Here is a 25,329-nt window from a genome sequence, read left to right on the forward strand (position 1 = left end):
GCCCGTGGGGTCCCATAGCGCCCCGCTGGCGCTGACATCAGGCGATCCCTCCGGCATTGGTCCTGAAATCGCTGTCGCCGCCTGGCGACTGCGCAACAAGGCTGATGTGCCGGCCTTCTACCTTCTCGCCAACCCAGCGCTTGTTGCCGCGCGAGCTCGCGCCGTGGGCATGGACGTGGCGATCGCCGAGACCGACCCAGCTGGGGCCGCTCAACTTTTCGCCAGTGCCCTGCCCGTCGTGCCGCTCGCGGCATCGCTGACCGACGCTCCCGGCCAGCCGGACAAGCGCAATGCCGCCGGTATCATCGAGGCCATCGACCGCGCTGTCGCCGACACGTTCGAAGGCCGCGCGGCAGCCCTCGTCACCTGCCCGATCGCCAAGAAGCCGCTCTATGACGCCGGCTTCCGCTTTCCCGGCCACACCGAATATCTCGCTCATCTGGCGACGGAAAAGACCGGCGTCAAAGCAACACCCGTCATGATGCTCGCCGGACCGGACCTGCGCGCCGTGCCAGTGACCATCCACATTGCGTTGGCAGCCGTGCCAAAGGCGCTGACCACTGCGGCAATCATCGAGACCGTTCGCATCACCGCACACGACTTGCGCAGCCGCTTCGGCATCGCCAGACCGCGCATCGCTGTATCGGGGCTCAATCCGCATGCCGGCGAAGGCGGGGCCATGGGCCACGAGGATGAACGCATCATCCGCCCGGCGGTGGAAGCACTCAAGGCGGAAGGCATCGACGCCTTCGGCCCCCTGCCCGCCGACACCATGTTCCATGCCCGCGCGCGCGCCGGCTACGATGTAGCCATCTGCATGTATCACGACCAGGCGCTGATCCCGGCCAAGGCACTAGCCTTCGACGAGACGGTCAACGTCACGCTTGGCCTGCCCTTCATCCGAACCTCGCCCGACCATGGCACGGCCTTCGACATTGCCGGCAAGGGTATCGCAAGGCCCGACAGCCTGATCGCGGCACTGAAGCTCGCGCGCCAGCTCGCCGACGTGGAAGCTAGAGCATGATCCCGAAAAGTGGGAACCGGGTTTTCGGAAAAGGTCATGCTCCAACAAAAGGATAGAGCCCCATTCCGATTCAATCGGGATGGAACAGGCTCTAAAACATCATGAGTTCAGCCGTCACCAGCATCGATGGACTGCCGCCACTGCGCGATGTCATCGAACGTCACGGCCTCCAGGCCAAAAAGACGCTTGGCCAGAATTTTTTGCTCGACCTCAACCTCACCGGTAAAGTGGCGCGCGCTGCCGGCGACCTCACCGGCGTCACCGTCATCGAGGTTGGTCCCGGCCCTGGCGGGCTGACGCGCGCACTGTTGATGCATGGCGCCAAGCGCGTCATTGCCATCGAACGCGACGAGCGCTGCCTGGCCGCACTGGCCGAAATCTCCGACCATTATCCCGGCCGATTGGAAGTTGTGTCGGGCGATGCGCTGAAGACCGATTTCGCAGCGCTTGCGAACGGAGAGCCGACAAAGATCGTCGCCAACCTGCCCTACAACATCGGTACGGAATTGCTCGTCCGCTGGCTCACCGTCGAGACGTGGCCGCCGTTCTACCAGTCGCTGACCTTGATGTTCCAGCGCGAGGTCGCCGAGCGCATCGTGGCGCGTCCGGCGAGTTCCGCCTTTGGCCGGCTCGGCGTTCTCGTCGGCTGGCGCACGGAAGCGCGCATCGCCTTCGACGTACCGCCACAGGCCTTCACGCCGGCGCCCAAGGTCGTCTCGTCGGTTGTCCACCTGGAGCCACGCATGGAGCCGCTGGCGGCCGATGTGAAGGTGCTTGGCCGCGTCACAGAGGCAGCCTTCGGCCAGCGCCGCAAGATGCTGCGCCAGAGCCTGAAAAGCATGGGCGGCGAAAAGCTGCTGGAAACCGTCGGCATCGACCCGACCCGCCGCGCCGAGACACTCAGCGTCGAGGAGTTCGTGGCGCTGGCAAAGGCCGTCTGAACGCAGATATTACCCTCGTCTTTGTGGAGAGGGTAAAGTCCGCCTCAAACCTTCTCGTCTCAAACCTTCTCGTCGAGCAACTTCGAAACGAAATCGAACAGGCCCGGCCGGCGGTCGCGGCGCAGGCGCTCGGCCGTCACGATCGCCTTGACTGCGGAAAATGCCTTGTCGAGGTCGTCGTTGACCACGACGTAGTCATAGTCACGCCAGTGTTCGAGTTCGACGCGGGCGTTGTGCAGCCTGGTCTCGATCACCGCGTCCTGATCCTCGGCCCGGCGGCGCAGACGCGTCTTCAGCTCACTCATCGACGGCGGCAGGATGAAGATCGACACAATGTCGGCGCGCATCTTTTCCTTGAGCTGCTCGGCACCTTGCCAGTCGATGTCGAACAGCATGTCGCGGCCTTGCGCCATGGCGATTTCGGCCGGCTCGCGCGGCGTGGCATAAAAGTTGCCGTGAACCTCGGCCCATTCGAGCAATTCGTCGGAATCGCGCAGCCGCTCGAAGTCGCGCATCGAGCGGAAATGATAGTGCATGCCGTCGATTTCACTGCCGCGCCGGGCGCGCGTCGTCACGGAGACCGACAGTTCGAGGCCGGGGTCGCTTTCGAGCAGATTGCGCGCGATGGTCGACTTGCCCGCGCCTGAAGGCGAAGACAACACCAGCATCAGGCCGCGGCGCCTGATGGCGTTTGAAGGGTTTTCGGCGCTCATGCGCTACTCCAGATTCTGTACCTGTTCGCGAAACTGGTCGACCACAGCCTTCAGTTCCAGCCCGATGGCGGTCACTGTGGCGGCGTTCGACTTCGAACACAGAGTATTCGATTCGCGATTGAATTCCTGCGCCAGAAAATCGAGCTTGCGGCCAATCGCACCGCCGCCCGAAATCAGCGCCCGCCCCGAGGCGACGTGCGTCTTCAGACGGTCGATCTCCTCGCGGATATCTGCCTTGGTGGCCAAAAACGCGGCTTCCATGTTGAGCCGGGTCTCGTCGAGTGCCGGCGACGCCTCAAGCAGCAGGCGAACCTGTTCGGCCAGGCGCTGGCGGATCTGCGCCGGCTCGCGCGACGGGTCGGCCTCGGCCCGCAGCGTCAGCGTCTCGATGGTCGCGATGTGGCCCGCCAGCAGGCCCCTCAGGGCCTCGCCCTCGGCCTTGCGCGCCTCAACGAGACCGGCAAGCCCGGCCTCCAGGCAATTCATGGTCACCGCATCGATCGCCGCGCGCTGCTCTTCGGTCTCGACCGCCTCAGGCACGTCGAACACACCGCGCAGCGAAAGCAGCCCGTCTGCGCTGGCAGGCGCTGCGCCATATTGCTTGACGAGACGATTGGCGAGTTCGGCGACGTCGCGCAGGAACACTTCGTTGACCACCGGCTGTACCATCGAGCCGCCGGTGCGGCTGACGGTCAGCGTCGCCTGCACATTTCCGCGCGAAAAACGCTTCTGGATGGCTTGCCTGACTGCCGGCTCCAGCCGCTCGAAGCCCTGCGGCAGGCGCAAGCGCACTTCCACGCTCTTGCCGTTGACCGACTTCACCTCCCAGGCGATTGCCGTTCCGTCATGCTCGGCCGCTACGCGGGCGAAGCCTGTCATGCTTTGCAGGTTCATCTGGCAGCGAATTCCTGTTCTTACAGCGCAGCGCGTCCGAATGGACGCGCAAAGGATGCTGTAACATTTTCAATCTGTGCATGATCCTTTGCGAAAATCGATTCCGATTTTCGGCGTCATGCATGGGCTTGCTTAGTTTTTGACCGCGTTGGTGGTCGTTGGGTCCTTCTTGGCCGGATCGGCCTGGTCAGCCGCCTTCTCGTCCTCGACGACCTTGCGCTGGAAAGCACGCCAGCGCGCGACGTTGTCGTTGTGTTCGTCCAGGGTCTCGGCAAAGACATGCCCGCCCGAACCGTCGGCAACGAAATAGAGGTCCTTGGTCTTGGACGGGTTGGCCACTGCCTCCAGCGAGGCCTTGCCCGGATTGGCGATCGGCGTCGGCGGCAGGCCCTTGATGACATAGGTGTTGTAGGGCGTCGGCTTGTCGATGTCGGAGCGGAAGATCGGCCGGTCGGCCGGCTTACCCTTGCCGCCGAAGATGCCATAGATGATCGTCGGATCGGACTGCAGCCGCATGCCCTTGTTGAGGCGGTTGATGAAGACGGCCGCCACACGCGAGCGCTCGTCGCCGCGCGCGGTCTCCTTCTCGACGATGGAGGCAAGCGTCACGAACTCGTTGACGTCGGCAATCGGCAGATCGGCGGACCGGCGCGCCCAGATGCTTTCGACAAGTTCCTTCTGGTCGGCCAGCATCTTGTTGATGATCTGCTGGCGCGTCAGCCCGCGCGTGAAGCGCTGGGTGTCGGCTGCAAGCGTGCCCTCCGCCGGCATCTCTGTCGGCATGTCGCCGCTCAGTGCTTCCTGCTCGGCAATGCGCTTCCAGGCCTGCTCGACGGTGAGCCCTTCGGGGATCGTCAGCGAATACTGCACCGACTTGCCGCTCTTCAAAAGCTCCATGATCTCGTGCATCGAAGCACCAGCCGCGATCTCGTATTCGCCGGCCTTGAGCGAACCGTCATTGCCGTAGGCACGCACGCCCATGCGGAAGATGCGGGCGTCGCTGACCAGGCCGCGCCGCTCGAGCTGCTCGGCAATATCCTGCACGCCGGTCTTTTCCTTGACCAGGAACGTTGTGGGGGCAGACGAGGGACCCTCGCCGTTGAATTCACGCTTGCCGAAATAAAGGGCGGTGCCACCAGCCAGGATCACCAGCACTGCAGTCGACATCATGAAATTCATGAACACGACGATCTGGTTGCGCGAGGCGCGCGAACGCTTGGGCGGCGGCGTGCCGATTTCGGGCCGCAGCGCTTCCTGCGCGGTCTTTGGAACGATCGGATTTGCAGCGCGCGGCGCGCCTTGCCCCTGATCTGGCGTATTGGTGCTCATCTTGCCTCGCCACTCCCTCTTGCGTCGAATCCCCGCCGGGAGACTAGGCCTGAATGTGGCAAAAATCACGGCGAAGGGCCCTCAACGGGCCCCTTCCCACAGCCTATCAGCCGTTGAAGCGCTGGAAAACCAACGAGGCGTTGGTGCCACCGAAGCCGAAGGAGTTCGACAGGGCGACGTCGATCTGCCGGGCGCGCGGCTTGTGCGGCACCAAGTCGATCGCGGTTTCGCGCTCGGGATTATCGAGATTGATCGTCGCCGGCGCGATGTTGTCGCGGATGGCGAGGATCGAAAAGATCGCTTCGGCGGCCCCAGCAGCACCAAGCAGGTGGCCGATCGACGACTTGGTTGACGACATCGACACCTTGGAGGCGGCATTGCCGACAAGGCGCTCGACAGCACCGAGTTCGATCGTGTCGGCCATGGTCGAAGTGCCATGGGCGTTGATGTAGTCGACATCCGCCGGCGACAGGTTGGCGCGCTTGAGGGCGGCCGTCATGCAGCGGAAGGCACCGTCGCCATCTTCGGCGGGGGCGGTGATGTGATGGGCGTCACCGGTCAGGCCGTAGCCGACCACTTCGGCGTAGATCTTGGCGCCGCGCGCCTTGGCGTGCTCGAGTTCTTCCAGAACGACAACACCGGCACCCTCGCCCATGACGAAACCATCGCGGTCGCGGTCATAAGGGCGCGAGGCCTTCTCGGGCTCGTCGTTGCGGTCGGTCGACAGCGCCCGGCAAGCGGCAAAGCCGGCAAGCGAAAGGCGTGTCACGGGTGCTTCGGCACCGCCGGCCAGCATCACGTCGGCATCGCCGAACATGATCAGGCGGGCTGCGTCGCCAATGGCGTGCGCACCGGTCGAGCAAGCGGTGACCACGGCATGATTGGGGCCCTTGAGCCCGTGCCGGATCGAAACCTGACCGGAAACCAGATTGATGATCTGGCCTGGAATGAAGAAGGGGCTGATGCGGCGGGGCCCACGTTCCTTGAGGATCAGGGCATTTTCGGCAATGCCGTCGATGCCACCGATACCCGAGCCGATCATGACGCCGGTCGCATTTTGCTCTTCCGGCGTCTTGGGCTGCCAGCCCGAATCCTTCAATGCCTCATCGGCGGCCGCGATCCCGTAAAGGATGAAGTCGCCGATCTTGCGCAGTTCCTTGTGCTCAAGGACCGCTTCGGGATTGAAGGTATTATCGGAGCCGTCACCCCTGGGGATGACGTTGGCGATCTTGCAGGGGAGATCTTCGACCTCGAACTCCGAGATACGCCTCGCGGCGCTACGGCCGGAAAGAAGCTCTTTCCAGCTGTGCTCGTAGCCCATGCCGAACGGTGAAAGCAGGCCAAGGCCCGTGACGACCACACGCCTCATCGCAGGCATCCCTGACATTCTCGATCGCTCAGGCCGAAGCCTTGTCGATGTACTTCACGGCGTCGCCAACGGTGAGGATGGTCTCGGCCGCGTCGTCAGGAATTTCGACGCCGAATTCTTCTTCGAACGCCATAACGAGCTCGACCGTGTCGAGGCTGTCCGCGCCCAGGTCGTCGATGAAGCTTGCAGCTTCAGTCACCTTGTCGGCGTCGACGCCAAGATGTTCGATCACGATCTTCTTGACGCGCTCTGCGGTGTCACTCATGTGGGCATCCTCAGTCTGGTGTTTGTTAGGTCTTCGTTAGCGGGCGGAATGCCGCTAATCAAGCTGTAATCTACGCTTTCCCAAAGCGCTCTGGTGGCGGTCCGGTTTCGGTCCGGCCACCTGATGGAGCGCGGCAATACACGAAAACTTCACCGCGTCCAAGGTAAAAGGCCCGGTTATCCCGGCCTATTGCGACAATCAGATCATCGCCATGCCACCATTTACATGGATCGTCTGGCCGGTGACATAGGCTGCTTCGTTAGAAGCGAGATAAGCGACGGCCGAAGCAACTTCCTTGCCGGTGCCCATGCGCTTGGCCGGGATCGCGGCCATGATCGTCTCTTTCTGCTTGTCGTTGAGCTTCTCGGTCATTGCCGATTCGATGAAGCCGGGTGCGACGCAGTTGACGGTGATGTTGCGGGTGGCGATCTCCTGGGCGAGCGACTTGGAAAAGCCGATCATGCCCGCCTTGGAGGCGCAGTAGTTGGTCTGGCCGGGATTGCCGGTGACGCCGACGATCGAGGTGATGTTGATGATGCGGCCATGGCGGCGGCGCATCATCGGGTGCGTCAGCTCGCGCGTCAGGCGGAACATCGCCGTCAGGTTGATCTCGATGACGCTGTCCCAATCGGCATCGGACATGCGCACGAACAGGCCGTCCTTGGTGATGCCAGCGTTGTTGACCAGGATGTCGACGCCTTCGAGATCGGCCTCGGCCTTCTGGCCCAGCGCCTTGACCTCGTCGCGGTCGGCGAGATTGGCCGGAAACAGCTTCACGCGGTCGCCGAGTTCGTTGGCCAGGGCTTCGAGCTTTTCAACGCGCGTGCCGTGCAGGCCGACGATAGCGCCCTGCTTGTGGAGGATGCGGGCGATTTCTTCGCCGATGCCCCCGGATGCGCCGGTGACGAGTGCCTTGCGGCCGGTCAGATCGAGCATTTTTTCAATCCCTCTGAGAGAACACCCTTCACACGGGTGGGGTCGTTTGAATTTTCAGACGAGCGCAGCGATTGCCGCGTCGACGTCGGCCGGGTTGTTGACCGCAGCCGTCGCGATGTCCTTGTTGATGCGACGGGCGAGGCCCGACAGCACCTTGCCGGCACCCACTTCGTAAAGCGTGGTGACGCCGTTGCTGCCGAACCACTCGACGGTCTCGCGCCAGCGCACGCGGCCGGTGACCTGCTCGACGAGGCGGGCGGCGATCTCTTCGGGGTTGGTGATCGGCTGAACCGAGACGTTGGCGATGACCGGAACGATCGGCGCGTGCTTCTTCACGCCGGCGAGCGCTTCGCGCATCTTGTCGGCGGCCGGCGCCATCAGCGCCGAATGGAAAGGCGCTGAGACCTGCAGCATCAGCGCGCGCTTGGCGCCCTTTTCGGTGCAAAGCTTGGCGGCGCGTTCGACGGCTGCCTTTTCGCCCGAGATCACCAGCTGGCCGCCGCCATTGTCGTTGGCGATCTGGCACACCGAACCTTGGGCTGCCTCGGCACAGGCAGCATCGACATCGGTCTGTTCCAGTCCGATGATCGCAGCCATCGCGCCCTGCCCGGCCGGCACCGCCGCCTGCATGGCGTCGCCGCGGATGCGCAGCAGGCGCGCCGCATCGGCGACCGACACGAAGCCCGCGGCGGCAAGTGCCGAATACTCGCCGAGCGAGTGGCCGGCGACGTAAGAAACCTTGTCCTTGAGCGACAGGCCACGCGATTCAAGCGCCCTGAAGGCAGCCATCGACACCGCCATCAGCGCTGGCTGGGCGTTGGCCGTCAGCGTCAGCGTCTCTTCAGGACCTTCCCAGATCAGCTTCGAAAGCTTTTCGCCCAGTGCGTCATCGACTTCTTCGAAGACGCGGCGCGCTTCGGGGAAAGCATCGGCGAGTTCCTTGCCCATGCCGACGGCCTGGCTGCCCTGTCCAGGGAAAGTGAATGCAACGGCCATGTTGGTCTCCTGGCTAGCAGCGCATCGGCCCAATCTGGAATCACCACGCGCGGACGTGTCACTTCAAGCGCCTTGCATGTCCGGGGACGCGCATAACGCCATATCATGGTGCCTCTGGCGCAATGAATACCGCCAAGTCAAGTCTTGTGCGCCTTTGGGCCAGTTTGAGGCAAATAATCACAGATGATTAATACGAAACACGTTTTGTTTGCCCCATCCTTCTCAATTTTGCCATATGCGCTAGGTTTTCGATGACCGTTTTGTGACAGTTGCGTGACGCGGCTGCGGAGCGCCCGGGGAAGTTGAGTTGGCAAAACTATTGGCGGACGGCAAGGCCGTCGTCAGGGATGGCGAAGACGAGGCCGCGGAAGTGCTTGGCCGGCGTGCCTATGCCCTGTGCGTGCTGCGCTCGGTGATGGTCACGCTCGCCGTTTCGGCGGTGCTGGTGTTTGCCATCGAGTTCGTCGCGCGCGGCTCCTTCGTCGACACGCTCAACTTCTTCCAGCAGCCGTTCAAGCCGAGCTGGACGACGGTCGCCCTGTTTGCCCTTTTGATCATCGGTCTCGATGCGGTGCTCGGCCGGCCCTACAACGGGCTTTTGATCGTTGCGCCCGTCGCACTTCTGCTCGCCTTCGTCGGCCACCAGAAGTCGCTTTACCTCGGCGACCCGCTCTACCCGACCGATTTCCTCTATGCCCGCCAGATCGTCGAACTGATGCCGCTGCTGGTGCGCGAACGGCCGCTGGCCGGCATCGGCATTGTCGTCGGCCTGATCGCCGGCGTTTCGCTGCTCGTCCTGGCCTGGCGCTACTGGCGCCGCCGCATGCCGGCGCTGACGCTCTGGGCGCGCATTTCGCGCCTCGCCATCGCCATCCCGACGCTGGCCTTCTTTGTCTCGATCATGGACTACGCGACCTTCTCGTGGACGCGCGACCGTCTCCAGATCATCCCGATGATGTGGGACCAGAAGGAAAATTACGCCTCCAACGGCTTTGCCATCGCCTTTGCGCTCAACGTGCCGATGGCCAAGGTCAAGGCGCCGGAGGGCTATTCCGAAAAGGCGATCGACGCCATTGCCCGGCCCGAACAGGCTGTCGCTGCCCTGCCCGAGGAAAAACCCGACGTCATCATCGTGATGAGCGAGTCCTTCTGGGATCCGACGCTGCTGCCTGGCGTCAAGATAACACCGGATCCGATCCAGAATGTGCGTGCATCGCAGTCGGGCCATGTCTTTTCGCCCGAATTCGGCGGCATGACCGCCAATGTCGAGTTCGAGGCGCTGACCGGCTTCTCCAACGCCTTCCTGCCGGCGGGCTCCATCCCTTATCAGCAATATGTCCGCGCGCCGGTGCCTTCGCTTGCCACCTTCTTCAAGAGCGAAGGCTACGAGACCCGCGCCATCCATCCGTTCGGCAGCTGGTTCTGGAACCGCGCGCCCGTCTACAAGGCCTTCGGCTTCGACGAATTCATGTCGGAAGAAAACCTGCCGCCGCTCGAAAAGCGCGGGCCCCTGGCATCCGACGCAGCCCTGATGGACGAGATCATCCGCGAGGCCGATGCCACCGAGCATCCGTTCTTCTTCTTTGCAGTCTCCCTGCAGAGCCACGGCCCCTACGAGCCGAACCGCTACAGCGACACGACCCACACTGTCGAGGCCGCAACGACACCGTGGGCGCGCGATTCGATCCTGACCTATGCCGAGGGCGCTGCGGACGCGGATCGTGGCCTCAAGCGCCTGATGGACTGGGCGAGCAAGCGCGAGCGCCCGACCGTGATCGCCTTTTTCGGCGACCACCTGCCGCCGCTCGGGCCTGTCTATGTCGAGACCGGATTCATGAAAGAGCCGGTGGCCAAACGCAAGGCTGCGATCGGCGAGATGCTGGTGCAGCACGAAACACCGCTGGTGGTGTGGTCGAACCGCACAGGTGCCGCGCGCGACATCGGCTCGATCAGCCCGGCCTTCCTGCCGCTGCATGTGCTCGAGACCGCCGGCATCAGCCACCCCTACTACACCGGCTTCCTCGGCGACCTGCATGACCGCTACAAGGTCGTCGACCGCAACGTGCTGCTGCCGCGCGAAGGCGAGTCGGTGTTCGACTGGTCGCGCCAGAAAGAGCTTGATCCTGCGATCCGCGATTTCCGCTGGCTGCAATACGACATGATGTTCGGCAAGCGCCGCGGCGCCAAGGGCTTCTTCCCCGAGACTGTCGACAAGGTCGTTGCCGACCGCACCCGTTCACCGCTCTTCCTGCAGCACGAAGCACTCGGCTGAGCCGCGAAAAACCCGGGCAAATGGCCGATTTCGGCGGGATTGTTGGCCCCGCCCCTTGCCTTGGCTGCACTTAGCATGTAGACGCCCGCCATCTGCCGGTCCCAGCTGGGGGCTGAACGGAGGGCCGGAGGCTTTCTCGAAAGTCGCCGTGCGAAGCGAAAACGCTTCCGCCTCCCGTGTCTCCGCTCTCGACCGTCTCGTCGTGCTCCTTTCTTCCCCCAAGCAGGCCGCAAGGCCCTCGAAGGGTCAGGGAGGTCGCAGAGGCTCTAGCCGCCGGGACCGGAAGATGGAAACGAAGAAAGGCAAAAAGCTATGGCTCTTTATGAACATGTGTTTCTTGCCCGCCAGGACCTCTCGCAGCAGCAGGTCGATGCACTTGTCGAACACTACAAGGGCATCATCACTGCAGCAGGCGGGTCGGTCGGCCGGGTCGAGAACTGGGGACTGAAGTCCCTCACCTACCGCGTCAACAAGAACCGCAAGGCGTATTACACGCTTATGGACATCACCGCTCCGTCGGCTGCCGTCAAGGAAGTCGAGCGCCAGCAGGGCCTGTCCGAAGACGTTCTGCGCTTCCTGACCATCAAGGTCGACGCGCATGAAGAAGGCGTCTCCGCCATGATGCAGAAGCGCGAAGAGCGCTCCGAGCGTGGTGGCTTCGGCGATCGTCCGCGCAGCTTCGGCGACCGCGACCGTGGTGATCGCGGTCCGCGCAGCTTCGGCGACCGCGATGGCGGTGGTGATCGTGGCCCGCGCCGTCCGCGCGAAGGTGTTGAAGGGGGTGCAGAATAATGGTCGACATCAATCAGATCCCGACCCGTCGGCCCTTCCATCGCCGCCGCAAGACCTGCCCGTTCTCCGGCGCCAACGCTCCGAAGATCGACTACAAGGACGTGCGTCTGCTGCAGCGCTACATTTCCGAGCGTGGCAAGATCGTTCCTTCGCGCATCACCGCCGTCAGCCAGAAGAAGCAGCGTGAACTCGCCAAGGCGATCAAGCGCGCCCGCTTCCTCGGCCTGCTGCCTTACGTGGTGAAGTGATCTACTTTCTGGCCCGGGTGCTTGGTCGCCCGGGCCAGAATTTTCCTGCCGCGACGGGCGTGGCGGGTTAAGTCTCAAATCCCGGGTTGGGTCTTCTCAAGAGCCCCTAACTGCCGCGACTGGCAGGACAGCGAAACCGGCGGCAACGCCCCTCTTGCTTCCTTGCCCGTTGAATTTATTCGCTGCCTTTGCAGCCAACGAAAGGACAAGAAAAATGGACGTCATTCTCCTCGAACGCGTTTCCCGCCTCGGCCAGATGGGCGATACCGTCAAGGTCAAGGACGGCTTTGCCCGTAACTTCCTTCTGCCCAAGGGCAAGGCGCTGCGCGCCAACGAAGCCAACAAGAAGAAGTTCGAAGGCCAGCGCGCCCAGCTCGAAGCCCGCAACCTTGAGCGCAAGTTGGAAGCCCAGCAGGTCGCCGACAAGCTCGACGGCAAGAGCTTCGTGATCGTGCGTTCGGCTGGTGAAACCGGCCAGCTCTACGGTTCGGTGACGACCCGCGACATCGCCGATCTGCTCGGCGCCGAAGGCTTCACGGTTGCCCGCAACCAGGTCGAGCTCAACCAGCCGATCAAGAACATCGGCCTGACCAATGTGGCGATCGCGCTGCACGCCGAAGTCGAAGTCACCATCACGCTGAACATCGCGCGCACGGCCGACGAAGCCGAGCGTCAGACCAAGGGCGAGACGCTGACCACGGCTGAAGCCATCTATGGCGACGACATCAACGAAAACGCCCGTCCGGACAGCTTCTTTGATCCGAACGAAGACGGCGAAGGCGACGAGGGCTGATTTTTAGCCGACGCCTTTTCTATCCAGTTTTCTGGACCAAGCCCGGATGGCAACATCCGGGCTTTTTTTGTGCCAGCTGTGGAACTTGTCAGCGCTGCGACTATCTTCCAAGATCAGACTACAGGACTGACCTCTTTCGCGAGCACGCCATGAACATGTTGTTGCAACGCATCGTCGGTAAGCTTGTGCGCACCGGCAATCTGACAGTCACCGGCCCCAATGGGCGATCCCATCGATTCGGAGACGGTTCCGGCGAGCCGGTGCATTTGTTGATCAAGACGCGGCGTGCCGAGAGCGCCATCACGCTCGATCCCATGCTGGCCCTGCCCGAATCCTATATGGATGGCGATGTCGACATCGTCGGTGGCGATGTGCTCGGGCTGATGCGGGTCGTCTTCGAAAATCTCGGCAATGGCAGCATCGACACCGCCTGGACCAAGGCGATCGACAATCTGAGGCTCGCCTTCCGGCGCTTCCAGCAGGTCAACACCGCCGCGCGCGCCAAACGCAATGTCCAGCGGCACTACGATCTGTCGGGCGATCTCTACCGGCTCTTCCTCGACACCGACATGCAATATTCCTGCGCCTATTTCGCCGACCCCGACATGACGCTGGAAGAGGCCCAGATCGCCAAGAAGGCGCATATTGCAGCCAAGATGCGGCTGAGGCCGGGCCAATCGGTGCTCGACATCGGCTCCGGCTGGGGCGGCCTCGGGCTTTATCTCGCCCGCAGCTTCGAAGTCCAGGTGCTCGGCGTGACGCTGTCGACCGAGCAGCATGCTGTCGCCACCGAGCGCGCGCATGAAGAAGGGCTAGACGGCCACGTCCATTTTGAAATCAGGGATTATCGCGAATTGGTCGAGCGCTTCGACCGCATCGTCTCCGTGGGCATGTTCGAGCATGTCGGCGTCAACCACTACCGCACCTTCTTCGACAACGTCGCCAAGCGCCTGAAGCCCGACGGCGTCATGGTGCTGCACTCGATCGGCCGCGCTGGCCCGCCGGCTTCGACAAGCGCCTTCATCCGCAAGCACATCTTCCCCGGCGGTTATATCCCCGCTTTGTCGGAGGTGCTGCCGGCGATCGAAAAGGCTGGACTGATGGTCACCGATGTCGAGATCCTGCGGCTGCATTATGCCGACACACTGAAGCACTGGAGCAAACGTTTTGCCGCCAACCGCGACAAGGCCAAGGCGATCTATGACGAGCGCTTCTGCCGGATGTGGGAGTTCTATCTCGCGGCATCCGAAGCTGCATTCCGCTGGCAGGACCTGATGGTCTTCCAGATCCAGCTCACCCACCGCAACGACACGCTGCCGTTGACCCGCGACTATATCGGCAAATGCGAGAAGGCGCTTGCCATGCACGAGCTGGCGCACCGCAAGACAGAACCTGCCGCAAAGACCAGCCGCCGCAGGAAAGTGGCGGACGAGGGATAGTTTTCACCCTTGCATCCACCACATCGAACATAGGAAATGGGCCTGTTGCCAATCGCGCAGGCCCTTTTCATGACCTATGCCATCTACGCTGCCGCTGCCCTTGCCGAGATCGCCGGCTGCTTTGCCTTTTGGGCTTGGTGGCGGCTTGAAAAATCGCCACTCTGGCTGGCACCTGGGCTGCTCTCGCTCATCGCCTTTGCCTGGCTTTTGGCATTGGTCGAGGCCAACGCCGCCGGCCGCGCCTATGCCGCTTATGGCGGCATCTACATCGCCGCTTCGCTCGGCTGGCTGTGGCTCGCCGAGGGCATCCGGCCCGACCGCTGGGACATGATCGGTGCCGTCATCTGCATTTTCGGCGCCTCGATCATCCTGCTCGCGCCGCGAAGCGCGTAAAGCAAGTTTCACACCCGGCAGAAAGCCGGGTGCACAAGCTCAGAATTTGATCTGCAGACCGAGATTGCCCTCGAAGACACGGCTGCGCTCGCCACTGAGATTGAAGGTGTAGTCGGCCACGGCAAAGGCGCTGACCTTGTCGGTGAAGGCATGTGTGATGCCGCCGCCGAGTTCGAGCCTGGTGCCGCCGGTTTCGACCCTGATCGCGTCGCTGTCGAAATAAGTGACATCCTCGCCATCGAAGCCATGCCAGAGATTGGCCTTGAGATACGGCTTGAACTGGCCCGACGAAGTGTCGAACGTGCCCTGCAGCCGTGCCCCGATCCGGCCGGTCACGCCGCTGCCCTCATCGAAACGGACCGCCGACAAGGTGTCGTTGCCGTCGTCGAAGGACACGTCCTGCCAGATGATCTGGGCCTGCGGCTCGAGCACCCAGCCTTGGCTCAAGGCGATGGGCGCGCCGGCTTCCAGCGAAGCGGTCACCACGCGTCCGTCGGCATCGATGCCAAAGGCACGGTCCGAGCGCGCATCGCCGCTTAACCAGGTGCCCATCAGCACGCCGTCGAGATACCAGCCGCTGGCACCTACATGGGTGTAATAGCCGCCGACCGAGTAGGCATTGAGGTCGAGCTTGCCGGCGGCGAGATCGGTCTGGCCCTGAACCGCGCCGCGCACGTCGGCGTTGAGGCTGGCATAACCCAGGAACATGCCGGCGACATTGCGGGCGCCCGATTCCGATTCGGAGCGGAGCATGTCGAGGCCGGCCTGCATGCCGAAGGTCGTGCCGTCGGTCGAAGGCGAAACGCTGCCCGACCAGCTCTGCTCAGAGCTGGAGCCGAAGACGCGGCCCCAGGTCGTGGAAAAATCATCGCCACCTGAAAGGAAGCTCTGTTCGCCACGGCGCTCATGGAAGGTGCCGAGCGTCGACATGGCGAGATCGCGCGCCATCGGCGGCAGCACAGAATAGACCGCCGTCTCGGGCCGGAGGATCGGCACACCGGGCACGGAGGGAGCGGCAGGATCGATGAGCACCGAGCGCAGATACCAGTTCTCTTGCGATCCGGCGCTGACACCACCGCGGAACAGCAGATATTCGTGCGCACCGAAGACGACAGGCTTGGCGAGGGAAAAGGCGCCAGCAGCGGTGGTGGAGGTGGCAGTTGCTTCGACAACCAGGATGCCATCGCGGGTGGTCAGCGCCCCGGCCCCGCCGGCCTTGACGACAACGATGCCGGTCGAGCCGGTGCCCGTTCCATTCTGGATGACCAGCTTGTCGGATGGCGAGCCATCGCTGCCGAGCACCGTGTCGAGCCGCAGGAAACCGCCGGCGCCGATGTAATTGCCAGCCACCGTGAACCTGTCGGCAGCGCTCGCCGCGCCATTGGTCAGGTCGATGGTGCCTGCATTGTTCAGCGTCGCGGCACTTGCCGCTGCGAACGCGCGGACCGAACCATTGACGCCGGCGCCGGCGAACAAGGTGCTCGATGCGTCGATGTTGAAGCTGCCGGTATTGGACAGGGCATCGCCGAGAACAAAATTGCCATCGAGCGTGAAAGCCGAACCTTGGGTGAGATTGACGGTTTCCCAATTGATATAGCGAGCTACCGACGTCGAGTTTGTGTTCTGGAACACCAGCGTGTCGGCGCTCAGGCCGGTGTTGACGTCGGCGCCGCTGCCACCATCAATGGTCCTGCCTGCTGTGAAGCTGGCTTCCGTCAGACCAGCCAGCGTTGCGGTGTCATTGCCCGCGCCCATCGCCACATTGCCGCCGATAGTGCCGCCGCCGAGCCAGTTGAACGTATCGCTGCCCTGCCCGAAGCGGATGCCGCCGCCGATCGAGCCGCCGCTGACCTGGACGAGATTGTTGCCTTGAACGGGCGGATTGATCGAGGTCTCGCTGAACATGACGACCTCGCCGCCGATCGTCCCTCCCGACATGATCACACGGTCGTTGCCGTTGCCGAGATTGACGAAAGTGCCGATGGATGCCGTTCCCGATACCTCCAGCAAGTCATTGCCCTGTGCGGCGATGATCGACGTGTCGATACTGCCGCCCGACATGCGCATCTCGTTATTGGCCTGTTCGAGATTGACGTTGCCGATGCGCCCGCCGGTCATGGTAACGAAGTCGCCGGCAAAGAACTCGCCGATGATGCGGCCGCCGCTGATCGTCGCCGTGTCGAGATTGCTGCCCTGGTCGAGCGAACCAATCACGCCGCCGGTCATGATGAAGATGTCGCTGCCAGCGCCCTGGCTTACCGCGCCGGTGATCGTGCCAGAATGAATCTCGACGCGGTCGACGCCACCACCAAAGGTGACGTTACCGGTGACCGTTCCAGTTCCGCCGACCGGCATGATGAACGTGTTGCTGCCACTCGTATCGGTCAGCGCGCCGCTTGAGCCGCTGTCGCAGACATAGGTGCTGTTTCCAGCCGTCGGTGTCAGATCGCAGGCGGCATATGCTGGTATCGCCGACGTCAGCAAAACCATTGCGGTGGAAGCGGACCAGCCGATTCGAACCGACGCGGGACGGAAAACGTGCATATGGCCCCCTCAAGCAAACGAGCCGCCGCACGAAAGCGTGGGATCCGGCTCCTGAACCCCTCGAAGCATGTGCGCCGCTCTGTGCCGCATCGCGGCAAACATGGCTCAGGGACGGCAAAGATCACCGCATATCCGAATAAAATCAACAGCGAATCCATACAATCGGCGATTTGACTGCATCGCGCTTGGCCGTGCCAAATTCAGTGCCTTGCGAGATTTTCCTGTTTTGTTCTCGTCGCTTCATCGCTAGAATCGCATCGATTCGCGTCAACTGGATTCCGCCGTCGTGCCACCGTGCCTGTGGACGAATGTGAATAGTGGTGGCCAGTTGAAATGACGGTGCGGATTGTGTCTCGGCTCTGATACTGGAGATGCGCGGTAATAGATTGGGGACTACATTGGCTGAGGCAGCGCGCAAATTCGAAGTGGCGGAAACCCCGCTCTACCGGGAAGCCCCCAACAACATCGAAGCCGAACAGGCGTTGCTGGGCGCGATGCTGGTCAACAACGACGCCTTCTACCGCGTCTCCGACTTCCTCAAGGCGACTCACTTCTACGAACCGCTGCATCGCAAGATCTTCGAGGTCTCGTCCGAGCTCATCCGCATGGGCAAGATGGCGAACCCGGTGACCATCAAGACCTTCCTGCCCGCCGACGAGAAGGTCGGCGATATGACCGTCTCGCAATATCTCGCCGCCCTTGCCGCCAATGCCGTCACCGTCATCAACGCTTCCGACTACGGCCGCGCCGTCTATGACCTTGCCACGCGCCGCGCGCTGATCACCGTCGGCGAGGACATGGTCAACATCGCCTATGACGCACCTGTCGACATGTCGCCAGGCGAGCAGATCGAGGACGCCGAGCGCCGCCTGTTCGAACTCGCCGAGACCGGCCGCTACGACGGCGGTTTCGAAAGCTTCTCCGACGCGGTCAAGACCGCCATCGACATGGCCAGTGCCGCCTATATGCGCGACGGCCATCTCTCTGGCGTCGCCAGCGGCCTGCAAGACCTCGACGCCCGCATGGGCGGCCTGCAGTCTTCCGACTTGATCGTGCTCGCCGGCCGCCCCGGCATGGGCAAGACCTCGCTCGTCACCAACATCGCCTTCAACGTCGCCCACGCCTATGTTCCGGCGCAACAGGCCGACGGCTCGTTCAAGGCCGAAAACGGCGGCGTCGTCGGCTTTTTCTCGCTCGAAATGTCGTCCGAGCAGCTCGCCACCCGTATCATTTCCGAGCAGGCCGAAGTGCCGTCCTCGAAGATCCGCCGCGGCGATCTCACCGAGGCCGATTTCGAAAAGCTGGTCAGCTGCACCCAGACGCTGCAGAAGATCCCGCTGTTCATCGATTCGACCGGTGGTATCTCCATCGCCCAGCTTGCCGCGCGTGCCCGCCGCCTCAAGCGCCAGCGCGGCCTCGACGTCATCATCATCGACTATATCCAGCTGATGCAGGGTTCGTCGTCGAAATCCTCGCAGAACCGCGTCCAGGAAATCACCGAGATCACCACAGGCCTCAAGGCGCTGGCCAAGGAACTCAACGTTCCGATCATCGCGCTGTCGCAGCTGTCGCGTCAGGTCGAAAGCCGCGACGACAAGCGCCCGCAGCTCTCCGACCTACGTGAATCCGGCTCCATCGAGCAGGACGCCGACGTCGTGATCTTCGTTTATCGTGAAGAGTATTATCTCAAGAACAAGGAGCCGAAGCCCGGCACAATGGAATATACCCAGTGGGAAACCGAAATGAACGACGTGCGCGGCAAGGCTGAAGTCATCATCGCCAAGCAGCGTCACGGCCCCACCGGCACCGTCAGCCTTGGCTTCCAGGGCGAATTCACCCGCTTCTTCGACCTCGCACCCGAGCATCATCTGCCTGAGCGGTACGACGAGTAGCCTGTTGTCAAACGCCTCATTTCTTTCCCCGCCTGCAAAGATGCATCGCCGCACCCATGGCTAAAGCCCGCATTCAATTCATCTGCCAGAATTGCGGCTCAGCACACCAGCGCTGGGGCGGCAAGTGCGATTCCTGCGGCGAGTGGAACACGCTCGTCGAGGAAGGCACTTCCGGCGGTATCGGCTCGGGTCCGGGCGCGCTCAAGAGCGCGCGCAAGGGCCGCCCCGTCACGCTGACCTCGCTGTCAGGCGACATCGAGGAAGCACCGCGCATCATCTCGGGCATCAGCGAACTCGACCGCGCCACCGGCGGCGGTTTCGTCCGCGGCTCCGCATTGCTCATCGGCGGCGATCCGGGCATCGGCAAATCCACCTTGCTCACCCAGGCGGCAGCGGCACTGGCATCGCGCGGACACCGCGTCGTCTATGTCTCGGGCGAAGAGGCCGTCGCCCAGATCAGGCTGCGCGCCCAGCGCCTCGGCGTCGCCGACGCGCCCGTGGAGCTTGCGGCCGAGACCAATGTCGAAGACATCCTCGCCACCATCGCCGACGGCAAGCGTCCCGATCTGGTCATCATCGATTCGATCCAGACTTTGTGGACCGACCTCGCCGATTCAGCGCCCGGCACCGTCACCCAGGTCCGCGCCTCGTCCCAGGCGATGATCCGCTACGCCAAGTCGACAGGTGCCGCCGTCGTTCTTGTCGGCCACGTCACCAAGGAAGGCCAGATCGCCGGCCCCCGCGTGGTCGAGCACATGGTCGACGGCGTGCTCTATTTCGAGGGCGAAGGCGGCCACCACTTCCGCATCCTGCGCACCGTCAAGAACCGCTTCGGCCCGACCGACGAGATCGGCGTCTTCGAAATGTCCGACAAGGGCCTGCGCGAAGTCGCCAACCCTTCCGAACTCTTCCTGGGCGAACGCCACGCCAAGGCGCCGGGTGCCGCCGTCTTTGCCGGCATGGAAGGCACGCGACCGGTTCTGGTCGAGATCCAGGCGCTCGTCGCGGCCTCGACGCTGGGTACGCCGCGACGCGCGGTCGTCGGCTGGGATTCGTCGCGCCTGTCGATGATCCTCGCCGTTCTCGAGGCCCATTGCGGCGTGCGCTTTGGCCAGCATGACGTCTATCTCAACGTCGCCGGCGGCTACCGCATCTCCGAACCGGCCGCCGACCTGGCGGTGGCTTCCGCACTGGTTTCATCGCTCACCGGTCTTGCCCTGCCCGCTGATTGCGTCTATTTCGGCGAAATCAGCCTTTCAGGCGCCGTAAGGCCGGTTGCGCATGCGCAGCAACGCCTTAAAGAGGCCGAAAAGTTGGGCTTCGGAAGGGCCGTGCTGCCCTCCGGCAGTGGGGAACTCGCAGGTGGACTCGGAGCCGGATCGTTCCAACCGACCGCATTGGCGGATCTGGTGGCGCGGATAGCCGGCACAAAACGAAGCCGCGCGGAAGAGACGGACTGAAACCGTCGTCATGGAGTGAGTGGACACGATGCCGATTACGCTGCTTGACGGAATTCTGGTCGGCTTCACCCTGGTTTCGGCGATGCTCGCCATGGTGCGCGGTTTTTCACGCGAGGTGCTTTCGGTCGCCTCCTGGGCCGCCGCTGCTGCTGCCGCCTTCTTCTTCTACAAGCCGGTCGTGCCTTACGTTCAGCCCTATATCGACAATGAAAAGATCGCGATGGCAGCGGCGGCCGGCATTGTCTTCATTGTCGCGCTGATCATCGTCACCATCATCACAATGAAGATCGCCGACTTCATCATCGACAGCCGCATTGGCGCGCTCGATCGCACGCTCGGCTTCCTCTACGGTGCGGCACGCGGTGTCCTGGTCGTTGCCGTCGGGCTTTTGTTCTTCAACTGGCTCGTTGGCACCAATGCGCCGGCATGGGTCAGCGAGGCCAAGTCGCGGCCCTTGCTCGAAAGCATCGGCACGTCGATCGAAAACCTGCTGCCCGAGGATCCGGAAAACTCGATCCTCAAGAAGCTCAAGTCGCAAACCGGCGAACCTGACGCAGGCACAACGACGCCGCCCGCTGACGCTCCGGCTGACGGCGAGGCCGACGCGCCCGCCGAACCGGCACCGACCAACAACTGACGATCGCGTGTGAGGCGGGGAAGTTCCGTTGCCCTTCCCGCCTCTTGGCACTATATAGCGTTTTTGCGACGAGAGGCCTCGCCCCATGGCAGACGCATCGACCGCCCTTTCAGCGGAAGCTGACGATCATTTCCACGACGAATGCGGTGTCTTCGGCATCTTCGGCCGGCAGGACGCCGCGGCAATCGTCACGCTGGGGCTGCATGCGCTCCAGCATCGCGGCCAGGAGGCTGCGGGTATCGTCAGCTATGACGGCAGCCAGTTCCACGTCGAGCGCCATGTCGGCCTGATCGGCGACACCTTCACCAAGCAGCGCGTCATCGACAGCCTCAAGGGCAATCGCGCCATCGGCCACACCCGCTACGCCACGACCGGCGGTGCCGGCATGCGCAACATCCAGCCATTCTTCGCCGAACTCGCCGATGGCGGCTTTGCGGTTGCGCACAACGGCAACCTCACCAATGCCATGACAGTGCAGCGCGCCTTGCAGAAGCAGGGCTCGATCTTCTCTTCGACCTCCGACACCGAAACCATCCTGCATCTGGTTGCCACTTCCAAGGAGCGCGACCTCAATTCGCGTTTCATCGACGCGGTGCGCCAGGTCGAAGGTGCGTTCTCGCTGGTTGCCATGACGTCCAAGAAGATGATCGGCTGCCGCGATCCCCTCGGTATCCGCCCGCTGGTGCTGGGCGACCTCGACGGCGCCTGGATCCTTGCTTCGGAAACCTGCGCGCTCGACATCATCGGCGCGCGTTTCGTGCGCGACCTCAAGCCCGGCGAGATGGTCATCGTCACCTCCAAGGGCATCGAGAGCATCTTCCCGTTCGAGCAGCAGAAGTCGCGATTCTGCATCTTCGAATATGTCTATTTCGCCCGTCCCGACTCCTCGGTCGAGGGCCGCAACGTCTATGAGGTGCGCAAGCGCATCGGCGCCGAGCTTGCCTTGGAAAGCCCCGTTGAAGCCGACGTCGTCGTGCCTGTGCCCGATTCCGGCACGCCGGCTGCCATCGGCTTTTCTCAGGCCGCCGGCATTCCCTTCGAGCTCGGCATCATCCGCAACCACTATGTCGGCCGCACCTTCATTTCGCCGGGCGACTCCATCCGCCACATGGGCGTCAAGCTCAAGCACAACGCCAACCGCCGCATGATCGAAGGCAAGCGCGTGGTGCTGGTCGACGATTCCATCGTGCGCGGCACCACCAGCCAGAAGATCGTGCAGATGGTGCGTGATGCCGGTGCCAAGGAGGTGCATATGCGCATCGCCTCGCCGCCCACCCGCGCGTCCTGCTTCTACGGCGTCGACACGCCGGAAAAGTCGAAGCTTCTGGCGTCGCGCATGACGATCGAAGAGATGGCCGAGTTCATCCGTGTCGATTCGCTCGGCTTCCTGACCATTGATGGCCTCTACCGTGCCGTTGGCGAGCCTGGCCGCGACAATGAACAGCCGCAGTTCTGCGACGCCTGCTTCACCGGGCAATATCCGACCAGCCTCGCCGATTTCGAAGGCTCCGACAACGTACGCACGCTGTCGCTGCTGGCGACGGGCGGGCTGTAGCCGCCACGCCCCATGCCTGCCGATTTCCGCGTCAGTGCGCGGAAACCGCGTTGTTCTTCCAGATGAAGCCTTGCCGCAGCGCGAGTTTTTCGCCCGGCCCGTGGACGGCTGCAAACAGCAGACCCGCCATGAAGGTGAAGTGGTCGACGAAGAAGCCGAACTCGGCCTGGTTTGCCTGCCAGTGCGACGGGCCGTGGAAGGCGAAGGCCAGGAAGATCACATAGATTGCGGCCAGTAGTGCTGCTTCGGTAAAGAACGCGCCGGTCAGGAATGCCAGCACCAAGGCGGTTTCGAAAATAGCCGCAAGCCAGGCCAGCAGCAGGGGGAACGGAAAGCCGGCCGCGGCGATGAAAGCGGCGGTACTGTCCATTCCGGCAAATTTGAAGGCTGCCGCCATGGCAAACGCGCCGGCGAAGATCAGTCGTCCAACGAGGACTGCAACAGTTCTGCTCATGGGTCGCTCCTGTGTTGATGTGGTTCGCACCCAGGACGCCTGGCGGCGAACGTTTCCGACACCGACGGCAGAAAATTTCACAAGTTAACCGGCGGAGTCGATATCCATTCGGCCATGCGGGGTTTTGTTCGCGGCGAAATCGTCCTATCAGGCTGCGGACCGACCAGTTCGAATTGGGTGCCCGCATGACCACCATCCCCGACCTCTCCGGCCGTATCGCCCTTGTCACCGGCGCTTCGCGCGGCATCGGCTACAACACAGCCAAGCAGCTCGCCGCAGCCGGCGCCCATGTCATCGCCGTCGCGCGCACTGTCGGTGGCCTGGAAGAGCTCGACGACGAAATCAAGGCGGCCGGCGGCAAGGCAACGCTCGTGCCGCTCGACCTGACCGACATGGCCGGCATCGACCGGCTCGGCGGCTCGATCAACGATCGCTGGGGCAAGCTCGACATACTGGTCGCCAATGCCGGCGTTCTCGGCGTCATCGCTCCCATCGGCCATGTCGAGGCCAAGGTTTTCGACAAGGTCATGGCGGTCAATGTCACCGGCACCTGGCGGCTGATCCGCTCCGTCGATCCGCTGCTGAGGCTTTCCGACGCCGGCCGCGCTGTCATCGTCAGCTCCGGTTCGGCGCACTCGGCCCGCGCCTTCTGGGCGCCTTATGCTGCCTCCAAGGCGGCTGTCGAAGCGCTCGCCCGCTCTTGGGCCGACGAAACCAAGAACATGGCATTGCGCGTTAACATCTTCGATCCAGGCACCAGCCGCACCGCTATGCGCGCCCAGGCAGTGCCCGGCGAGAATCCCGCGTCGGTGACCCATCCGTCCGAAACGGCAAGCCACATCCTGCCGATGGTCGACCCCGCCCTCACCCGCACAGGCCAGATCTACCAGATCAGGGAACAGCGCTGGGCGTCCTACCAACTGCCGGCCTGAACGCGTTCCTCGCCGTTTTCGACACGCAGTCGTGATTGGCTGCGTTGTTGCCCGCGTCCTAGCTTTTCGCGCGTGGGAAACAAGAAAACGGGAGGACCAAAGATGAAACGCATTCTCGTCCTGACTGCAGCGCTGTGCGCCGGACTTTCGGCGGCCAACGCCCAGGACAATACGATGAGCTTCTTTGTGACCAGCAGCGGTCCTGGCAAGGGAGCCAATCTCGGCGGCCTCGCAGGCGCCGACGCCCAGTGCCAGAGCCTGGCGGCAGCCGCCGGCTCAAGCGGCAAGACGTGGCATGCCTATCTCTCCACCAAGGACGCCGACGCCAAGGACCGCATCGGCAAGGGCCCATGGGTCAACGCCAAGGGCCAGAAGATCGCCGACGATGTCGCCTCGCTGCACAGCGACGCCAACAACATCAACAAGGAGACCGCGCTCGACGAAAGGGGCAATGTCATCAACGGTCGCGGCGACACGCCCAACCGGCACGACATTCTGACCGGCTCGAAACCCGACGGCACCAGGATCGCCGACCAGACCTGCGGCGACTGGACCCTCGACGGCGCCGAAGGTGCCGCCATGATGGGCCACCACGACCGCAAGGGCACCACCGACACGGCGGAAGCCAGGTCGTGGAACTCGGCGCACGCCTCGCGCGGCGGCTGCAGCCAGGACGCGCTCAAGAGCACTGGTGGCGACGGCCTGTTTTACTGCTTCGCCGCCAATTGACGCCGCAGGCAAGGCACCGCGCTACCGTTCGGCCGAAACCGACAGTTCCGGCCGGACGTTCAGCGTCTGGAACACCACGCAATAACGTTCGGTCAGCTTGATCAGCGCATCGATGCGCTCCTGCGGCTCGTCGGTGTCGAGCTTGAAGGCGAGCCGTATCGCGCGGAAGCCGACCGGCGCGTCCTTGGCCACGCCCAACGTGCCGCGAAAATCGAGATCGCCTTCGGCGGACACGACCGCCTCGCCGAGGCGGAATTCAAGCGCTGTCGCCACCGCCTTCAAAGTCACGCCGGCACAGGCCACCAGCGCTTCGAGCAGCATGTCGCCGGAGCACAGCTCCATGCCGCTGCCGCCCGTCGCCGGATGCAGACCGGCGGTGACGATCGCCCTGCCGGTATCGACCTTGCAGGCGATCGACTGGTCGTCGACGGCACCTTTCGCCTTGAGCGTGATCAGGGCGCGTCCGGCATCCTCGCGGTAGGCGTCCTTCATCGGCGCCTGTAGTGCTTTCAATTGCACGGCATCCATGGTGCTCTCCCGGTTTTCTCTTCTCGCGATCCTATCATAGCTGCTGACAGCAGGCTGGCAGGAGCGGCGCGATAGACTAGGGTCAGGACCTGTTAATTTGGATTGATCTGTGATTCGGGTTCTCCACGGAGGGTCTGATGGGTGATTTGTTTTTGCTAAGTGAGCGCCAGATGGCGCGTTTGTCGCCGCATTTT

The 25,329-nt window shown here is 63.1% G+C and carries 24 protein-coding genes; 14 read left to right on the top strand and 10 right to left on the bottom strand.

Translation table 11 applies throughout. The features are described 5' to 3' along the window. Window positions 1-4 precede the first annotated feature (4 nt). Window positions 5-1,024, top strand: a complete 1,020-nt coding sequence (gene pdxA / locus AC1RTB_RS04325) for a 4-hydroxythreonine-4-phosphate dehydrogenase PdxA (protein WP_492880619.1) — start codon at window positions 5-7, stop codon at window positions 1,022-1,024. Window positions 1,025-1,125: 101 nt separating this feature from the next. After that, the gene (gene rsmA, locus AC1RTB_RS04330; RefSeq protein WP_492880620.1) at window positions 1,126-1,965 is read left to right on the top strand and encodes a 16S rRNA (adenine(1518)-N(6)/adenine(1519)-N(6))-dimethyltransferase RsmA; all 840 of its coding nucleotides are present in this window, start codon (window positions 1,126-1,128) and stop codon (window positions 1,963-1,965) included. Between the two features lie 59 nt (window positions 1,966-2,024). On the opposite strand, the gene gmk is transcribed toward rsmA, so the two are convergent. The 7 genes from gmk to fabD all read right to left on the bottom strand — a co-directional run bounded on the left by gmk (window position 2,025) and on the right by fabD (window position 8,467). Then, a complete protein-coding gene (gene gmk, locus AC1RTB_RS04335; RefSeq protein WP_492880621.1) occupies window positions 2,025-2,678 on the bottom strand; it encodes a guanylate kinase in 654 nt (217 codons plus the stop codon). Window positions 2,679-2,681: 3 nt separating this feature from the next. Continuing rightward, on the bottom strand, window positions 2,682-3,572 hold the full coding sequence (locus AC1RTB_RS04340) for a YicC/YloC family endoribonuclease (protein ID WP_492880622.1): 891 nt from the start codon (window positions 3,570-3,572) through the stop codon (window positions 2,682-2,684). Between the two features lie 132 nt (window positions 3,573-3,704). Beyond that, window positions 3,705-4,901 carry an endolytic transglycosylase MltG gene (mltG, locus tag AC1RTB_RS04345; protein ID WP_492880623.1) on the bottom strand — a complete coding sequence of 399 codons (1,197 nt, stop codon included), beginning with the start codon at window positions 4,899-4,901 and terminating at the stop codon, window positions 3,705-3,707. A gap of 106 nt (window positions 4,902-5,007) precedes the next feature. Then, window positions 5,008-6,270 (bottom strand): beta-ketoacyl-ACP synthase II, encoded by a 1,263-nt coding sequence (fabF, locus tag AC1RTB_RS04350; protein ID WP_492880624.1) that lies wholly within the window; start codon window positions 6,268-6,270, stop codon window positions 5,008-5,010. 28 nt (window positions 6,271-6,298) lie between these two features. Next, window positions 6,299-6,535 (bottom strand): acyl carrier protein, encoded by a 237-nt coding sequence (locus AC1RTB_RS04355; protein WP_055978681.1) that lies wholly within the window; start codon window positions 6,533-6,535, stop codon window positions 6,299-6,301. A gap of 198 nt (window positions 6,536-6,733) precedes the next feature. After that, entirely contained in the window at window positions 6,734-7,471 is a 738-nt protein-coding gene (gene fabG / locus AC1RTB_RS04360; RefSeq protein WP_492880625.1) for a 3-oxoacyl-[acyl-carrier-protein] reductase, read from the bottom strand. Window positions 7,472-7,525: 54 nt separating this feature from the next. Then, window positions 7,526-8,467, bottom strand: coding sequence for an ACP S-malonyltransferase (gene fabD / locus AC1RTB_RS04365; protein WP_492880626.1), 942 nt, complete (start codon window positions 8,465-8,467; stop codon window positions 7,526-7,528). A 415-nt stretch (window positions 8,468-8,882) separates the two neighbouring features. Between fabD and AC1RTB_RS04370 the strand changes: the two genes are divergently transcribed. From AC1RTB_RS04370 to AC1RTB_RS04395, 6 genes are all read left to right on the top strand, one after another. Continuing rightward, complete coding sequence (locus AC1RTB_RS04370; protein WP_492880651.1) at window positions 8,883-10,739, top strand: LTA synthase family protein; 1,857 nt, start codon at window positions 8,883-8,885, stop codon at window positions 10,737-10,739. Window positions 10,740-11,051: 312 nt separating this feature from the next. Then, window positions 11,052-11,531, top strand: coding sequence for a 30S ribosomal protein S6 (gene rpsF / locus AC1RTB_RS04375; protein ID WP_476783955.1), 480 nt, complete (start codon window positions 11,052-11,054; stop codon window positions 11,529-11,531). Then, window positions 11,531-11,779 (top strand): 30S ribosomal protein S18, encoded by a 249-nt coding sequence (gene rpsR, locus AC1RTB_RS04380; protein ID WP_019170551.1) that lies wholly within the window; start codon window positions 11,531-11,533, stop codon window positions 11,777-11,779. Before rpsF ends, rpsR begins: the two co-directional genes overlap by 1 nt. A 214-nt stretch (window positions 11,780-11,993) precedes the next feature. Then, on the top strand, window positions 11,994-12,572 hold the full coding sequence (rplI, locus tag AC1RTB_RS04385) for a 50S ribosomal protein L9 (RefSeq protein ID WP_492880627.1): 579 nt from the start codon (window positions 11,994-11,996) through the stop codon (window positions 12,570-12,572). 149 nt (window positions 12,573-12,721) lie between these two features. Continuing rightward, window positions 12,722-14,011, top strand: a complete 1,290-nt coding sequence (locus AC1RTB_RS04390) for a cyclopropane fatty acid synthase (RefSeq protein ID WP_492880628.1) — start codon at window positions 12,722-12,724, stop codon at window positions 14,009-14,011. A gap of 69 nt (window positions 14,012-14,080) precedes the next feature. Further along, entirely contained in the window at window positions 14,081-14,404 is a 324-nt protein-coding gene (locus AC1RTB_RS04395; RefSeq protein ID WP_492880652.1) for a YnfA family protein, read from the top strand. 39 nt (window positions 14,405-14,443) lie between these two features. Here AC1RTB_RS04395 and AC1RTB_RS04400 read toward each other — a convergent pair whose 3' ends face one another. After that, window positions 14,444-16,894, bottom strand: coding sequence for an autotransporter family protein (locus tag AC1RTB_RS04400; RefSeq protein WP_492943792.1), 2,451 nt, complete (start codon window positions 16,892-16,894; stop codon window positions 14,444-14,446). Window positions 16,895-17,346: 452 nt separating this feature from the next. Between AC1RTB_RS04400 and AC1RTB_RS04405 the strand changes: the two genes are divergently transcribed. The 4 genes from AC1RTB_RS04405 (at window position 17,347) to purF (ending at window position 22,492) form a co-directional block, all read left to right on the top strand. Next, the gene (locus AC1RTB_RS04405) at window positions 17,347-18,840 is read left to right on the top strand and encodes a replicative DNA helicase (protein ID WP_492880630.1); all 1,494 of its coding nucleotides are present in this window, start codon (window positions 17,347-17,349) and stop codon (window positions 18,838-18,840) included. 56 nt (window positions 18,841-18,896) lie between these two features. Next, window positions 18,897-20,300 carry a DNA repair protein RadA gene (gene radA, locus AC1RTB_RS04410; protein WP_492880631.1) on the top strand — a complete coding sequence of 468 codons (1,404 nt, stop codon included), beginning with the start codon at window positions 18,897-18,899 and terminating at the stop codon, window positions 20,298-20,300. A gap of 28 nt (window positions 20,301-20,328) precedes the next feature. Next, on the top strand, window positions 20,329-20,937 hold the full coding sequence (locus tag AC1RTB_RS04415) for a CvpA family protein (RefSeq protein ID WP_492880632.1): 609 nt from the start codon (window positions 20,329-20,331) through the stop codon (window positions 20,935-20,937). 85 nt (window positions 20,938-21,022) lie between these two features. Then, complete coding sequence (purF, locus tag AC1RTB_RS04420; protein ID WP_492880633.1) at window positions 21,023-22,492, top strand: amidophosphoribosyltransferase; 1,470 nt, start codon at window positions 21,023-21,025, stop codon at window positions 22,490-22,492. A gap of 31 nt (window positions 22,493-22,523) precedes the next feature. Here the strand turns inward: purF and AC1RTB_RS04425 are convergent, their stop codons facing one another. Continuing rightward, the gene (locus tag AC1RTB_RS04425; protein ID WP_492880634.1) at window positions 22,524-22,946 is read right to left on the bottom strand and encodes a DoxX family protein; all 423 of its coding nucleotides are present in this window, start codon (window positions 22,944-22,946) and stop codon (window positions 22,524-22,526) included. Window positions 22,947-23,131: 185 nt separating this feature from the next. On the opposite strand from AC1RTB_RS04425, the gene AC1RTB_RS04430 reads away from it, so the two are divergent. After that, on the top strand, window positions 23,132-23,878 hold the full coding sequence (locus AC1RTB_RS04430; RefSeq protein ID WP_492880635.1) for an SDR family NAD(P)-dependent oxidoreductase: 747 nt from the start codon (window positions 23,132-23,134) through the stop codon (window positions 23,876-23,878). 102 nt (window positions 23,879-23,980) lie between these two features. After that, on the top strand, window positions 23,981-24,607 hold the full coding sequence (locus AC1RTB_RS04435; RefSeq protein ID WP_492880636.1) for a hypothetical protein: 627 nt from the start codon (window positions 23,981-23,983) through the stop codon (window positions 24,605-24,607). Window positions 24,608-24,628: 21 nt separating this feature from the next. On the opposite strand, the gene AC1RTB_RS04440 is transcribed toward AC1RTB_RS04435, so the two are convergent. Then, the gene (locus AC1RTB_RS04440; RefSeq protein WP_492880637.1) at window positions 24,629-25,135 is read right to left on the bottom strand and encodes an OsmC family protein; all 507 of its coding nucleotides are present in this window, start codon (window positions 25,133-25,135) and stop codon (window positions 24,629-24,631) included. Window positions 25,136-25,329 lie beyond the last annotated feature (194 nt).

Source organism: Aminobacter sp. GW821-FHT11F06, assembly GCF_058808215.1.